The sequence below is a fragment of the Sulfitobacter guttiformis genome (assembly GCF_003610455.1).
Classification (GTDB): Bacteria; Pseudomonadota; Alphaproteobacteria; order Rhodobacterales; family Rhodobacteraceae; genus Sulfitobacter; species Sulfitobacter guttiformis.
This window is the reverse complement of sequence record NZ_RAQK01000002.1, coordinates 953485-967567: the sequence shown is the minus strand read 5'-3', so window position 1 is coordinate 967567 and position 14083 is coordinate 953485. Positions and strand designations below refer to the sequence as shown.

Annotated in this window: 14 protein-coding genes; 11 read left to right on the top strand and 3 right to left on the bottom strand. The window is 57.8% G+C overall.

The window, feature by feature from the left end; all coding sequences use genetic code 11:
• The first annotated feature begins 9 nt into the window (after positions 1 to 9).
• The 4 genes from C8N30_RS17250 to glmM all read left to right on the top strand — a co-directional run bounded on the left by C8N30_RS17250 (position 10) and on the right by glmM (position 4047).
• Positions 10 to 675, top strand: a complete 666-nt coding sequence (locus C8N30_RS17250) for a cell wall hydrolase (protein WP_025061545.1) — start codon at positions 10 to 12, stop codon at positions 673 to 675.
• Positions 676 to 766: 91 nt separating this feature from the next.
• Positions 767 to 1690 carry a dihydroneopterin aldolase gene (locus tag C8N30_RS17245; protein WP_025061546.1) on the top strand — a complete coding sequence of 308 codons (924 nt, stop codon included), beginning with the start codon at positions 767 to 769 and terminating at the stop codon, positions 1688 to 1690.
• On the top strand, positions 1674 to 2696 hold the full coding sequence (folP, locus tag C8N30_RS17240) for a dihydropteroate synthase (RefSeq protein WP_232222793.1): 1023 nt from the start codon (positions 1674 to 1676) through the stop codon (positions 2694 to 2696). The genes C8N30_RS17245 and folP overlap by 17 nt, the downstream gene beginning before the upstream one ends.
• 1 nt (position 2697) lies before the next feature.
• Positions 2698 to 4047 (top strand): phosphoglucosamine mutase, encoded by a 1350-nt coding sequence (gene glmM / locus C8N30_RS17235; protein ID WP_025061548.1) that lies wholly within the window; start codon positions 2698 to 2700, stop codon positions 4045 to 4047.
• A 93-nt stretch (positions 4048 to 4140) separates the two neighbouring features.
• On the opposite strand, the gene C8N30_RS17230 is transcribed toward glmM, so the two are convergent.
• Positions 4141 to 5061, bottom strand: coding sequence for a DMT family transporter (locus C8N30_RS17230; RefSeq protein ID WP_025061549.1), 921 nt, complete (start codon positions 5059 to 5061; stop codon positions 4141 to 4143).
• Positions 5062 to 5184: 123 nt separating this feature from the next.
• Between C8N30_RS17230 and C8N30_RS19450 the strand changes: the two genes are divergently transcribed.
• Complete coding sequence (locus tag C8N30_RS19450; protein WP_170151187.1) at positions 5185 to 5355, top strand: hypothetical protein; 171 nt, start codon at positions 5185 to 5187, stop codon at positions 5353 to 5355.
• A gap of 152 nt (positions 5356 to 5507) precedes the next feature.
• Here C8N30_RS19450 and ilvC read toward each other — a convergent pair whose 3' ends face one another.
• On the bottom strand, positions 5508 to 6530 hold the full coding sequence (ilvC, locus tag C8N30_RS17225; RefSeq protein WP_025061550.1) for a ketol-acid reductoisomerase: 1023 nt from the start codon (positions 6528 to 6530) through the stop codon (positions 5508 to 5510).
• Positions 6531 to 6660: 130 nt separating this feature from the next.
• On the opposite strand from ilvC, the gene C8N30_RS17220 reads away from it, so the two are divergent.
• From C8N30_RS17220 to C8N30_RS17205, 4 genes are all read left to right on the top strand, one after another.
• Positions 6661 to 7116 carry an Lrp/AsnC family transcriptional regulator gene (locus tag C8N30_RS17220; protein WP_025061551.1) on the top strand — a complete coding sequence of 152 codons (456 nt, stop codon included), beginning with the start codon at positions 6661 to 6663 and terminating at the stop codon, positions 7114 to 7116.
• A complete protein-coding gene (locus tag C8N30_RS17215) occupies positions 7113 to 7568 on the top strand; it encodes an Lrp/AsnC family transcriptional regulator (protein ID WP_025061552.1) in 456 nt (151 codons plus the stop codon). The genes C8N30_RS17220 and C8N30_RS17215 overlap by 4 nt, the downstream gene beginning before the upstream one ends.
• Positions 7569 to 7702: 134 nt before the next feature.
• Positions 7703 to 8827, top strand: coding sequence for an aminotransferase class V-fold PLP-dependent enzyme (locus C8N30_RS17210; protein ID WP_025061553.1), 1125 nt, complete (start codon positions 7703 to 7705; stop codon positions 8825 to 8827).
• Positions 8828 to 8918: 91 nt separating this feature from the next.
• Entirely contained in the window at positions 8919 to 9479 is a 561-nt protein-coding gene (locus C8N30_RS17205) for a fasciclin domain-containing protein (RefSeq protein ID WP_084273556.1), read from the top strand.
• 85 nt (positions 9480 to 9564) lie between these two features.
• Here C8N30_RS17205 and C8N30_RS17200 read toward each other — a convergent pair whose 3' ends face one another.
• The gene (locus C8N30_RS17200; protein ID WP_025061555.1) at positions 9565 to 10941 is read right to left on the bottom strand and encodes a M20/M25/M40 family metallo-hydrolase; all 1377 of its coding nucleotides are present in this window, start codon (positions 10939 to 10941) and stop codon (positions 9565 to 9567) included.
• Positions 10942 to 11380: 439 nt separating this feature from the next.
• Between C8N30_RS17200 and hemA the strand changes: the two genes are divergently transcribed.
• Together hemA and C8N30_RS17190 are read left to right on the top strand one after the other, a co-directional pair.
• The gene (hemA, locus tag C8N30_RS17195) at positions 11381 to 12604 is read left to right on the top strand and encodes a 5-aminolevulinate synthase (RefSeq protein WP_025061556.1); all 1224 of its coding nucleotides are present in this window, start codon (positions 11381 to 11383) and stop codon (positions 12602 to 12604) included.
• 123 nt (positions 12605 to 12727) lie between these two features.
• Positions 12728 to 13990, top strand: coding sequence for a helix-turn-helix domain-containing protein (locus tag C8N30_RS17190; protein ID WP_025061557.1), 1263 nt, complete (start codon positions 12728 to 12730; stop codon positions 13988 to 13990).
• Positions 13991 to 14083: the final 93 nt, after the last annotated feature.

Below are 14083 nucleotides of genomic sequence, written 5' to 3'. Positions count from 1 at the left end.
GACAATGGTATGCGGACTTTGAGTTTTGTACGTGGTGTAGCGATTATTGTGGCAACTGCCTGTGTGGTGACGCTCCCTTCTGGGGCTTCGGCAAACAAAATCGCTGAAAACCTCGCCAAAATTGAAGCACGCGGACTCTCGGGTATATCGCAGACCAAGCTAAGCGGTATGTCCGCTGCACCCTCCACGTTTATCAGGGCCTCAGCCGGATCAGGCGAGGCGATATTCAGCCGCACATGGCTCGCAAGCCAGCCACAGGCCAGAGGCTCCTCCGAGTTTCAGTGTCTTGCAGAGGCACTTTATTTCGAGGCACGGGGCGAGACTGTGAAAGGCCAGTTTGCTGTCGCAGAGGTGATCCGGAACCGGGTGAAATCAAGCCGCTTTCCTAATTCGTATTGCGGTGTGATCAATCAGGGCACCGGTAAAAAGCACCAGTGCCAGTTCAGCTATACCTGTGACGGCAAGCCCGAGGTCGTCGCGGAACCTGCCGCTTTTGCGCGGGTTGCCAAGGTGGCGCGTGCCACGATTGACGGGCAATCCCCCGACATCACCAATGGCGCCACGTTTTATCATACCACTGCCGTACGCCCCAGCTGGTCGCGCAAGTTTACCAATACCGCCCGCTTTGGTGTGCACCTGTTTTACAGCCGTGGCGCACGCACAGCCAGCAACTGACGCAATCTGCGCAGTTTAGGGCGTTTGCTGCCCTCGACGCAGGCCCGCGCGCAGTATACATGCGCGACAACCAGTTTGCCGGAGCCTGCCCATGACGTCCGAAACCCGCCTTGCCTTTGCGCACCCCTCTGAACGGTCGGCCGCGACCGCGTCTACGGACGCGCTTGACCGGATCTCAGTGCGCGACCACATCGTCGAAGTAGAGATCGGTGCGTTTCAGGCCGAGCGTGGCGTGACCCAGCGGATTTGCTTTAACGTAGTCGTCGAGGTCCAGCCGTTGAGCGGACCCGTTGACGATGACGTAGACCGCATTCTTTCTTACGACCGTGTAACGGAGGCTATTCAGGGCGCTTTGGCCTTAGAGCGACTGGCGCTACTGGAAACATTGGCTGACCGCGTAGCCGAGCGAATTTTGCACGAACCTCAAGCGATGCGGGTATTTGTGCGAATTGAAAAGCTGGACCGCGGTCCCGGTGCGTTGGGCGTGGAGATTGTGCGCGCGCGCGATGGCGCACCGCCACCCGAAGTTGCCCGTGACACAATAGCCAAGCCCGAATTGGTTTTTCTTAGCAACGCCGCCATCGCATCGCCGTATCTTTCGGGGTGGTTGGACCAGTTACAGGCACAAGGGCGGCCGCTGATCCTGTGTGTCGGAGCCGCGGACGTTGCCGCGCCCCAAGTGCCGCACAAAATGGCGCAGCGCAGGATTGACATGCTTGCAATCGAGCAGAACGCATGGGTTCTGGCCGCGCGCGACGACCGCTGCGTGGTTGTCGAGACAAGGACCGAGCTGGACTGGGCGATGAAAAATGGTCAGACTTGCGTCTGGGCGCCTTCAAAAATCGTTCTCGACAGCGTCGATACACCCTCGGCCCAACCGCGCGATGCCGTAGCACTTGCCGCGTGGTTTGCTGCGACGTTCGATGCGGCAGAAATGATGGTGATCGGGGCGGGCCTGCCGGCGCAGGCCTCGGTCCCACTGCGCGCAGCACCTGCGGATGTTGAAACGCTTTGATATGAGCCGGATATATTACCGCGCAATCGTACAATGGGATGTGGCCCGACCAGCGAACGCCCTGATGCTGGCGGACGGTTGGGGATGGTTCACAAGTGTCGAGGCACTGCGGCGTGGTGCTGCTCCGGAGGTTATCTCCACCTCGGATATCCCGATGCAGGCGCATGAGGCCCTCATCGCTCCGCGCACCTTGATGCCGGGTCCGCGCCCGCAGATCATGGGGATCGTAAACACCACGCCCGATAGCTTTTCAGACGGTGGCCTGCATGCGGTTGCTGTGGATGCCATTGCGGGGGGGATGGCCATGGCACAGGCAGGTGCCGATATTCTGGACATCGGAGGAGAGAGCACCCGACCCGGTGCGCAGACTGTCGATCCCGCCGAGGAGGTCGCACGCACTGTACCCGTCATCGCCGGGCTGCGGGCTGCTGGATTTGATGGACCTATATCGATTGATACGCGTAAGGCAGATGTGGCGCGGGCGGCGCTCGCTGCCGGCGCGAACCTGATAAACGATGTGTCCGGTTTTACTTTTGATCCGGCGCTGGCAAGCGTGGCAGTGGAAAACAAGGTGCCGGTGTGTGTCATGCATGGGCCTGTTGATCCAGCGACGATGCACATTGACCCGCGCTATGATGATGTTCTGCTGGATGTTTATGACTTCCTAGAGGCGCGGATTGACGCACTGGAGGCGCAGGGGATTGCGCGGGAAAGCATCATCGTGGACCCCGGTATTGGATTTGGCAAAACGCTGGAGCACAATCTGGCACTGCTTGCACGACTAAGCTTGTTTCATAGTCTGGGTGTGCCTGTATTGCTGGGGGCCTCGCGTAAGCGGTTCATCGGCACAATCGGCAAAGTCGAAGCGCCACGCGACCGCATGGCAGGCTCGATTGCGGTAGCCCTTGCAGGGATCGCGCAGGGTGTGCAGATTGTGCGTGTACACGATGTAGCCGAGACAGCGCAGGCCATCGCACTTATGCGCGCAAGCGTTGCAGGGAATTAAGATGACAAAGCTTTTTGGAACAGACGGCGTGCGCGGCACTGCCAACATCCACCCGATGACTGCCGAGATGGCGCTGCGCATAGGCGCTGCAGTGGGCCGGTATTTCCGGCGGGAGGGCACATCGTCCGCGCACCGTGTCGTCATTGGCAAAGATACGCGCTTGTCGGGATATATGTTCGAGAACGCACTTACGGCTGGCCTCACTTCGACGGGAATGAACGTGCTTTTGCTGGGACCCGTGCCCACACCTGCGGTCGGTCTGCTCACGCGGTCAATGCGGGCCGATCTGGGGGTGATGATTTCGGCAAGTCACAACCCCGCCCATGATAACGGCATCAAGTTTTTTGGCCCCGACGGGTTCAAGCTATCAGATGCTGTCGAGGCAGAAATCGAGGCGCTGGTCGAGGCCGGGGTTGAGCCTACGACAGCGCCAGAGATTGGCCGTGCGAAACGCATTGACGACAGCCGCTTTCGCTATATCGAGCGAGTGAAGTCCAGCTTTCCGCGCCAGATGCGTCTGGATGGGCTGAAAGTTGTAATTGATTGTGCGAACGGTGCCGCGCACCACGTGGCTCCGATGACTTTATGGGAGTTGGGTGCCACAGTGATCCCACTGGGTGTTTCGCCAAACGGGCACAACATCAACGATGGCTGCGGGTCGACCAACCCGCAGGCCGCTGCTGAAACTGTTGTGGCGCACGGGGCGGACGTGGGCATCTGCCTCGACGGGGATGCCGACCGTGTTATTCTGCTCGACGAGCAGGGGCGTGTTGGCGACGGAGACCAGTTTATGGCTCTCATGGCGGCGCGCTGGAAGGCCGACGAGCGGCTGAAGGGCAATGCGTTGGTCGCCACAGTGATGAGCAATCTAGGTCTTGAGCATTTCCTGAACGATCGCGGTGTGCGCCTTGAACGGACCGCCGTCGGTGACAGATATGTCGTCGAGCGGATGCGGCAAGGCGGTTTCAACCTGGGCGGAGAGCAATCAGGCCATATAGTGATGACCGATTATGCGACCACGGGCGATGGCTTGATGGCGGGAATGCAGTTTCTGGCAGAGATGCTGCGGGCTGAAAAGCCTGCCTCCGCGCTGATGCACCAGTTCGAACCGGTGCCGCAACTTTTGGAGAATGTCCGATTTGCAGCAGGTCAGCTGCCGCTGGAGGATGCGCATGTACAGGCTGCTATTGCGCAGGCCGAAGATGATCTGGCCGGAGGCGGTCGCCTGCTAATCCGTAAATCGGGGACCGAGCCGCTGGTGAGGGTAATGGCGGAGCACGAGGATGCGGAGCTGATGAAGCGGGCCGTGCAATCGATCGTGGCGGCCGTCGAGGATGCAGTCAAGCAATAAGGCCGCTGTTGCGGTGATCCAATGGAGCAGGCGATGCCTGCAAGAGATCTTCTTTGGCGTGTCTGGTGGCCAGTGGCGCGCGGGACGCCGCCCCTAGCGTTTGAAGAGCCGTTGCAGGGCGCCATACTGGCTGAGGCCTACACCGATCAGGATCAGGGTCATGGCCAGCAAAAGCGATTTGGGAAGTGCTTCCCCGAGGATCAAGCCGCCCAGCACCACAGACCAGACCGGAACCTGATAGTTAACCAACGACATAAAGACCGGACCAGCACTGCGGACAACCAGTACCCTAAGGAAATTTGCGCCTGCCGTAGGGACAAGGCCGAGGAAGGCCAGTACCGCAAGGATGCGGGGAGAGGGCAGGGGCGGCGGCCCCTCCACTATCCAGGCGACGGGAATTGTCATACTGGCGCCGATGATCAATAGCATTGTGGCCAATCCGATCGGGTGTGCATCTGGCAAACGGCGCAACATGATAGAGCCTGCTGCGTAGCACCCGGCAGCCATCACACACGCAATCCGGCCCTGTGTCTCAAACGCGGCGCCGGTTGCTTCGAACGCCTGACCACCGATCAAAATGACAACGCCTACGAACCCGACGAGAAATCCGGCTGTTTTTCGCGGCGTCATCCGTTCGCCCGCGACGGTGAAATGGGCCAGCGGCAGGATGATCAGCGCGACCGATGCCATGGACACGCCGGCAAAGCCAGAGGTGACATATTGTTGACCCCATGCGAGCAAGCAAAACGGGATTGCCGAGCTGATCCCGCCGATGATCACCAAATTTGCGCGATCAGCGCCACCAACCGGACCGGAGAAAAGCGGACACCCCAGGCTTGCCCAAATTATACTCATTAAAAGTGCCGCAACGCCGGTGCGCGAGGCCGCGAGCCAGAAGGGAGGCATACCGCCTTGCAGGGCAACTTCGGTCACCATGAATGTCCCGCCCCAAGTGAGGCCGAGAATTGCGATCATGAGCCAGCTTAGCGGGGTGATTTTCGGGGGAGCATTCATCCTGCCAGATAGAGCCAACGGAGAGGGTAGGGCAAGTGCTCGCAGCGCATGCGACAAAATGTGCAGGAACTGTTCCAATGCATCAGCGGTTTGATCAACGAACCCCATGTGAGGAGATAAACGATGGACTGGACTTTCTTAACTGCAGGACTGGCATTTTCGACGCTTTTGGCCGCTATATTTTTTGCCTATATTTCGAAGCGCAAGGTGGACGAAAGATTGCATGATAAGCGCGCGCCCAAATCTACCTTGGCAAAAGATCAAGACTCGCACGCCAAGCCCGCCGATGTCTGAGGTAATCGGAAAAGCCTGCTAATTGTTCGATCACTGCTCATGCCTTTCTGATCTCTACCGTGGCAGATGAAGTCGGCGCATCATGAGCATTCGTAAACGTAAAAGGCCCGAGCGTAAGCTCGAGCCTTCTCATCTGGTTTCAAGGCGTGAGTTTAGTTTTTGGCCTTGTCGACCATCTTGCCTGCGGAAATCCATGGCATCATCGCGCGCAGCTTGCCGCCAACGATTTCGATCTGGTGCTCGTCGTTTGCACGGCGCGACGCTTTAAGAGTTGGCTGGCCGACGGTGTTTTCCAGCATGAAGTCACGTACGAACTTGCCGGATTGAATATCGCTCAGCACGGCTTTCATACGGGCCTTTGTCTCTTCGTAGGGCAGGATACGCGGCCCTGAGACGTACTGGCCGTATTCGGCCGTGTTGGAGATCGAGTAATCCATATTCGCGATACCGCCTTCATAGATCAGGTCCACAATAAGCTTTGTCTCGTGAAGACATTCGAAATAAGCCATTTCGGGCTCGTATCCGGCCTCGACCAGTGTCTCGAAGCCCATGCGGATCAGCTCAACGATACCGCCGCATAAAACTGCCTGCTCACCGAACAGGTCCGTTTCGCACTCTTCGCGGAAATCCGTCTCGATGATACCTGAGCGGCCGCCCCCGATTGCCGAGCAATATGACAGACCAATTTCCAACGCTTTGCCAGATGCGTTCTGGTTCACGGCTACAAGGCAAGGCACGCCGCCGCCTTTTGTGTATTCGCCGCGCACAGTGTGACCGGGGCCTTTTGGCGCCATCATGATTACGTCTACGCCTGCTTTTGGCTCGATCAGGCCGAAGTGTACGTTCAGGCCGTGGGCGAATGCGATGGCTGCGCCATCACGGATGTTGTCGTGAACGTACTTTTTGTAGGTTTCTGCCTGAAGCTCGTCGGGCATGGTGAACATGATGACGTCAGCCCACGCGGCGGCTTCTGCGATGCCCATGACTTTCAGGCCTTCACCTTCGGCTTTGGCGCGGGAGGGCGAGCCTTCGCGCAGGGCGACGACGAGGTTTTTTGCACCACTGTCGCGCAGGTTCAGCGCATGTGCATGGCCCTGAGAGCCATAGCCGAGGATCGCAACTTTTGCGTCCTTGATAAGGTTAACGTCACAGTCCTGGTCATAATAAACGCGCATCGGTTTTTTCCTTTAATTTGATCTGCTGTGCACCATAGGGAAATTATCGCCTGTTACTATTGCTGAAGCATGATTTTAATCGCATAAATGACAAAATTAATGCGCAGAAACATTAAAATATGGAATTATCATGCTTGATGATGGAGACAGACGGCTGTTGCGGTACTGGCAAGCCGAGCCGAGCCTGTCTCAGGCGGAGCTCGCCGAGCGGGCGGGCATGACAGCGGGCCGTGCGACGCGGCGGATTGCACGAATGCAGGAAATGGGCGTCATCGCGGGTGTTGGGGCGGTGATAGATTGGACAGCACTTGGTTATGCGGTGGAGGTATCCCTGAGGATCACGCTCGATAAAACCCAAGGCAACGCATTCGATGCGTTTCTGGCGGAGGCCAGAATGGTTCCGGAGGTGATTGAAGTGCAGACATTTCTGGGGCGCGTTGATGTGCGTCTGTCGATCATTGCGCGCGACATGGCCCATTACCAACAGATTTACCGCCAGAGCATTTTGAGCCTACCACATATCTCGGAGATTGAAGCGCTGATGCATGTGGCGCGGATCAAGACCAGCGAGGGGCTACCCTTGTGATAGAAATCGACGGTATCGACGCAAAGTTGTTGCGGGCGCTTGCGCGGGATGCGAACCAGAGTGCGGGCGCGCTGGGACGAAGGCTGGGGCTTAGCCAACCTGCGACATGGCGCCGGATCAGGCGGCTGGAGGAGACCGGTGTCATTCGGGGCAGGCAGTTGCGCCTTGACGCAGAAAAGCTGGGTTTCGGCGTGACAGTGTTCTTGGGGGTCAAGCTGGCGCTGCGCGGGCGGGTCAGTCTGGAAGATTTCGAGCGTGCAGTGAGTGCGATCCCCGAGGTGCAGACAGTCGAGCATGTGCTGGGACTTTATGATTACCGCCTGCGGGTCGTGGCGCGGGATCTTGCCGATTTCGAGCGGGTGTTGCGGCGCCGGATCATGACCCTGCCTGGTGCGGGTGACGTGGAGGCCAACGTGCTGTTGAGCGAGGAGCGTCTTCCGGGACCGCTCTGAATATCTGCTAAAGGAAACTTTTGGGCGATGCCGGAACGGTTATCGGGCAGGGTGAGACCAAACCGGGCGATATAAACTTTGCCATTTTGCGGACCAGTTCCTATTTTCAGGGAAATATGAATGGAGAGCGGAATATGGCATTACTTGATACAGTAGACCCGCAAGGGCTTGAGGAATTTTCGGTCGTGTTTACGGATCGCTCGCTTAACTCGATGAGTGGTGCGTTCCAGCATGTGATGCGTGATATTCATGGGATGTTGTGCGAGGTCTACGGTGCGGCCTCGGCGGTTGTGGTGCCTGGTGGCGGGTCTTATGGCATGGAAGCCGTGGCGAGACAGTTCGCCCGCAACCGCGAAGTGCTGGTCGTCCGGAACGGCTGGTTTTCCTACCGCTGGAGCCAGATCATCGAGACTGGGGGCCTAACCGCCAATACTACCGTCATCAAAGCGCGCCCACAGGGCAACACTTTGCCTGCCCCCTATGCGCCTGCACCCATCGAGGACGTCGTTGCAGCGATTGCCGCGCAAAAGCCGCAGGTCGTTTTTGCGCCCCATGTAGAGACATCAGCGGGCGTGATCCTTCCCGATGGCTATATTACTGCGATGGCTGCGGCGGCCCATGAAGTGGGCGCGCTGATGGTGCTGGATTGTATTGCGTCGGGCTGTGCCTGGGTTGATATGACTGCTTTGGGTGTTGATGTGCTTGTGTCGGCGCCGCAAAAAGGCTGGAGCGCCCAACCCTGCGCCGGTCTGGTGATGCTGTCGGAGCGCGCCGTGGCGCAGTTGGCGCAGACAAAATCAGACAGTTTTGCCCTTGATTTGGGGAAGTGGCACGCGATCATGCAGGCCTATCTGGACGGCGGCCATGCCTATCACGCGACTATGCCAACCGACGCACTGCGGGTTTTCCGTGATACCATGCTCGAGACTAAGGACTACGGCTTTGAGCGGCTGAAGGAAGCGCAGTGGAAGCTGGGCGAGGGTGTGCGAGCGATGATGACCGATAAGGGCGTGAGGTCGGTTGCCGCCGACGGCTTTGGTGCGCCGGGTGTTGTGGTCTGCTACACCGACGATCCAGAAGTCAAATCAGGCAAGGCATTCATGGCGCACGGTATGCAGATCGCTGCCGGTGTGCCGCTTCAGGTAGGTGAGCCCGACGGTTTCAGCACCTTCCGCCTAGGCTTGTTCGGTCTGGACAAACTCTATGATGTCGATGGCACGCTGGGCCGGTTGAAGGCGGTCGTGGACAAGGTCCTTTAATAAAAAATTATTTCCTGAAACTCCCCGGCTCCGATGTTCGTGGCTGGGGGGAAGCCAGACACAAAGTCTGGCCCAACCGAGGAAATATCCCATGTTGAAGAAAACACTTCTTGCCGCCACTGCCTTGTCCCTGACCGCTACGTTCGCGTTTGCGGATGGCCATGCAAAGAACCCTATGGTTGGCGGCGCAGAGATGCTGGCCGAGAAAAACATCATCGAAAACGCGGTCAACTCGCCTATCCATACCACTTTGGTTGCTGCAGTGCAGGCGGCTGGTCTGGTCGATACACTTCAGGGCGAAGGCCCGTTCACAGTATTCGCACCAACGGATGATGCGTTCGCAGCGCTGCCCGCCGGTACGGTCGATACTGTGCTGCTTCCTGAAAACAAGGAGCTGCTGACCCAGATACTGACATGCCATGTTGTTGCGGCGGATGCGATGTCCGAAGCAATCGGTGGCATGATATCTGACGATGGCGGCATGCACGTCGTGCCAACGCTGGGGGGCTGTATGCTCGAGGCGCGGATGGACGGCGATATGATCACGCTGACAGACGAGAACGGCACTGTTGCAACAGTCACAGTCGCTGATGTGAAGCAGTCCAACGGCGTGATCCACGTGATCGACGCTGTGATGTTGCCAAAGTCCTGATCCCCTCGGTACTTTGACGAGGACGGCCCGCGCATTCCCCATGCGCGGGCCGTTTGTATGTGTGCTTGTTAAAACTCGGAAGCGGCTATGTAATGGCGTCCAGTATCCGCGCCCACGACCGGATACCCTTATGAAAACTCTCCATATCGTACTTTTCATTGGGCGAATGAATCTGGTCGTCGTCCTTGCCAAATCCGATCAGCACGGGTGGGGTGTCAAGAATGGTCTGGAAATGTCCTGCGATCGGGATCGAGCCGCCACAACCGATATAGGCGGCAGGCACGTTCCATTCGTCCCCCAGGGCCTTGAGGCATTTGGCGAAGGCCGGATCTTCGGTGGGCGTGCCGGAAGCGCGGCCTGCACCATGGCTTTTCCACTCAACGCTGCAATCTGCGGGTAGCATTTCTTCGACCATCTTGCGGAAGTTCTCGCGTATCACCAACGGATCCTGGTCGCCGACAAGGCGAAAGGATATTTTGGCGCTGGCCTGCGAGGGCAGGACGGTTTTGAACCCGTCGCCCTGATAGCCGCCGCCGATGCCGTTCACCTCGCAAGTCGGCCGCGACCAGATCATCTCGAGCGGGGTGCGGTCCTGTTCACCCGCAGGTACCGAGAGGCCGACATCCCCGAGGAATTTGGAATGGTCAAAGGCCAGCCCCTGCCATTGGGCTTCCAGCTCGTCGCTCAGCTCGGGCACGCCGTCATAAAAGCCGGGTATTGTGATGCGGCCCTGATCGTCGTGCAGGGACGCAATAATCCGCGAAAGCACACGGATGGGGTTCATGGCGATCCCGCCGAACATGCCCGAGTGCAGGTCTTTTGTGGGGGCGGTGATCGTGAGTTCTTCACCCAGAAGGCCGCGCAGCATGGTCACGATCGAGGGGGTGCGGCTCTCGAACATGCCGGTGTCACAAATCATGGCGAAGTCAGCGCGCAGTTCATCTGCATTCTCTTCCATGAAGGGCACCAACGACGGGGACCCTGATTCTTCTTCACCCTCAAAAAAGAAGGTGATGCGGCAGGGCCAGTCACCCTCTACCTCTTTCCACGCGCGAAATGCTTCCAGAAAGGTCATCAACTGGCCTTTGTCGTCGGCGGCACCGCGACCGCGGATTACAGGGCCCGCGTCCGTCTGCTCGATGGCCGGATCAAACGGGTCACGGTCCCACAGGTTGAGCGGGTCAACAGGTTGCACATCGTAGTGTCCATAAAACAGAAGGTGGGGTTTGCCGTTCTCAGGACCTACATGGCCCACGACCATCGGATGGCCGGGAGTCGCCCGCTTTTGCGCTTCAATTCCGAAGCTTTGCAAATCCGCAACCAGCCAGTCGGCGGCGGCATCGCAGTCTGTTTTGAATGCGGGATCGGTCGAGATCGACTTTATCCGCAACAGCTCCAACAGGCGCTCGGTGGCGGCTGGCAGATCATCGTCGATACGGGCGAGAACGGCGTCGAGGGACATCGGGAAGGCTCCTTGAAATGGGCGTTTGACGCGACCCTAGGCAGGGCATCCGGCCTTGTCCAGAGAGCTACGGGACAGTGATACCCTCACGGTCTGTACGGCCGAGCGCGGGCCTGCGGGAATCGAAAGAAGTCAGGTTGAGAATTTGCCACTGCTACACCAGAATCTGAGTTGTTTTTCCCGCGCGGCGCGGAAGTATCGTATAATTCGGCGAGAATTATCGGTTTGTGAGCTCTGTAGGAGGCTCTTTACGCAACGTCAATTTCTTGATCAGCAATCCATCACAGCCACTAAATTATAGACTGCCTGCGCCGTCTTTTAGGCTCTCCTGCGACACTACGCGCCGGTTTGCGTATTGAAGGGTTTGGAACCATTCTATATCCAGCAGGGAGAAATCTTAATCGCCCGCGCGCGGCGCCCTGTTTTATCGGAGATGCGCATGACCTATTCGGACCAGCTCGACCTTGCGCTCGAGCGCCTGCACGACGAAGGCCGATATCGCACGTTCATCGACATCGAGCGTCGCAACGGAAACTTTCCGCACGCGGTCTGGACCCGTCCTGACGGGACTGAAAAAGACATTACCGTCTGGTGTGGGAATGATTATCTGGGAATGGGTCAGCATCCTGTCGTGATCAGTGCGATGCACGAAGCGCTGGATGCCACGGGCGCAGGATCGGGCGGGACCCGTAACATTTCGGGTACGACTGTGTATCACAAAAGGCTGGAGGCCGAGCTTGCCGATCTTCACGGCAAAGAGGCATCGTTGCTGTTTACCTCTGCGTACATCGCAAATGACGCCACGCTGAGCACGCTGCCTAAATTGTTTCCTGGCCTGATCATCTATTCCGATGCGCTCAATCATGCTTCCATGATCGAAGGTGTGCGCCGTAACGGCGGAGCAAAACGGATTTTCCGCCACAACGATGTGGCTCACTTGCGCGAACTGCTGGAAGCCGACGACAGCGATGCGCCCAAGTTGATCGCATTCGAAAGCATCTATTCTATGGATGGTGACTTTGGCCCGATCGAGGCGATTTGCGATCTAGCGGATGAATTCGGCGCATTGACCTACATCGATGAAGTGCATGCCGTGGGTATGTACGGCCCGCGTGGCGCAGGCGTCGCCGAACGGGATCGGCTTATGCACCGCCTCGATATTATCAACGGCACCTTGGCAAAAGCATACGGCGTGATGGGCGGTTATATCGCTGCATCCGCGAAGATGTGTGATGCGATCCGCTCCTATGCGCCGGGGTTTATTTTCACGACTTCGCTGCCGCCTGCGATTGCAGCCGGCGCTGCGGCATCGGTTGCATTTCTCAAACGCGCGCCAGAACTGCGCGAGAAACACCAGCAGCAGGCCAAAGCGCTTAAGCTGCGTCTAAAGGGGATGGGCCTGCCCATTATCGATCACGGTAGCCATATCGTGCCGGTGATCGTTGGAAATCCGGTACACACAAAGATGCTGTCGGATATGCTACTCGACGAGCACGGCATTTACGTCCAGCCGATCAATTTTCCCACTGTACCACGCGGAACAGAGCGCCTGCGCTTTACGCCATCACCTGTTCACGGTCCGGACGAAATGGATGCATTGGTGCGTGCGATGGACGGGCTGTGGGCGCATTGTGCGCTGAATCGTGCCGAACAAGCTGGCTAATCCGTCAATTATTCGCTAAGGTGATTGTACTGTGCTAGGTTTAGCCTAACAAAGGTCTATGACGAATCAACGCTGTTGATGGTCATAAGGACGGGCACACAGAGTAGGCTAGGGCATTCGGGTATGATTGGACGGTGGGCCTCCAAGAGCAGGGAAGAAGAAAAAGTTAAGCCCTCAGGGTTTGATGCTTTCGAACTTCGTCTTGGTGATCTTATGCGCGGTGAGCGCGCGACCCTCGGAAAATCATTGCTTGATGTGCAGCGCGAATTGCGGATCAAAGCATCCTACATCGCCGCCATAGAAAACTCAGATCCGGATGCTTTTGACACACCAGGATTTATCGCAGGCTATGTGCGTTCTTATGCGCGTTACCTTAATATGGATCCAGACAAGGCGTTTGACGCATTTTGTACCGAAAGCGGTTTTAGCGTCGCCCACGGCATGTCGCGTGAAGCCTCCGTTATAAATAAGCCCACCCGCGAAGAGCGTTTGAGCCGTCAGGTTGAACACGATATTTTCTCGCGTCCGGTGATGCCGTTTGCTCCGAGCGGAGATAGCTTTTTTTCTCGTATCGAACCGGCAGCAATCGGATCGCTTCTGGTTCTCGTAACCCTCATCGGGGCAATCGGTTTTGGTGGCTGGAGCGTTCTGAAAGAAGTTCAGCGCGTACAGGTGTCTCCGGTTGACCAGACTCCCGTTGTTCTTTCCGATCTTGATCCTTTGCAGGAAAATGCACCTACAACGCCTTCGGTTGACGGCGTGTCGACACCGTCAGTGCTCGCGGACGCGCCGCGCGTTGAGGCACTGGACCGTCTATACCGTCCTGCGGCATTGGATGTACCTGTACTGGTTGCACGGGACGCGCCAATTGCGTCGCTTGATCCGCGCATGGGCGGGCTGTTCGAGAGCGCTACGGCGCCTTCTTTTGCCGGTGCCGTAGACAGTGCGGTGACAGAGGTACTCAATGGCGACGCCCCTGACGGAGAGGTTGTTGTGACCGCCGGCTTGAGTGTGCCACAAGTGCTTGAAGGTCCTGCGCCCGCCGTACAGGTTGTGGCAACAGGCGAGACATGGGTGCGCATCACGGCAGCAGATGGATCAAATATCTTCGAAACCGTCATGCAAAAGGGCGATACATTTGATGTTCCCGCCCTTGAAGAGGCGCCAAGCCTGCGCACAGGCCAGAGCGGCGCAGTTTATTTTGTGATGAACGGCGAATTTTTTGGCCCTGTAGGCCGCCGCGGCAGCGTGACTTCCAACGTTCCTTTGCAGCAGGCAGCGTTGGCGGAGCTTTATGAGCCTGCTCAGCCCGGTCAAGACAGCGCTCTTGAAACAATGGTCGCAGAGATGCGCGCCGTAAGCCAAGAGCCCGCACCAGCCGAATAGGACAAGCATCCGCAACGTCTGGGTGAGCGCGACAAACTGCGTCGGCTAATCTGCGCTTTTCCAACAGCTTTCCATTGCAGCGCCTGCGCTGCG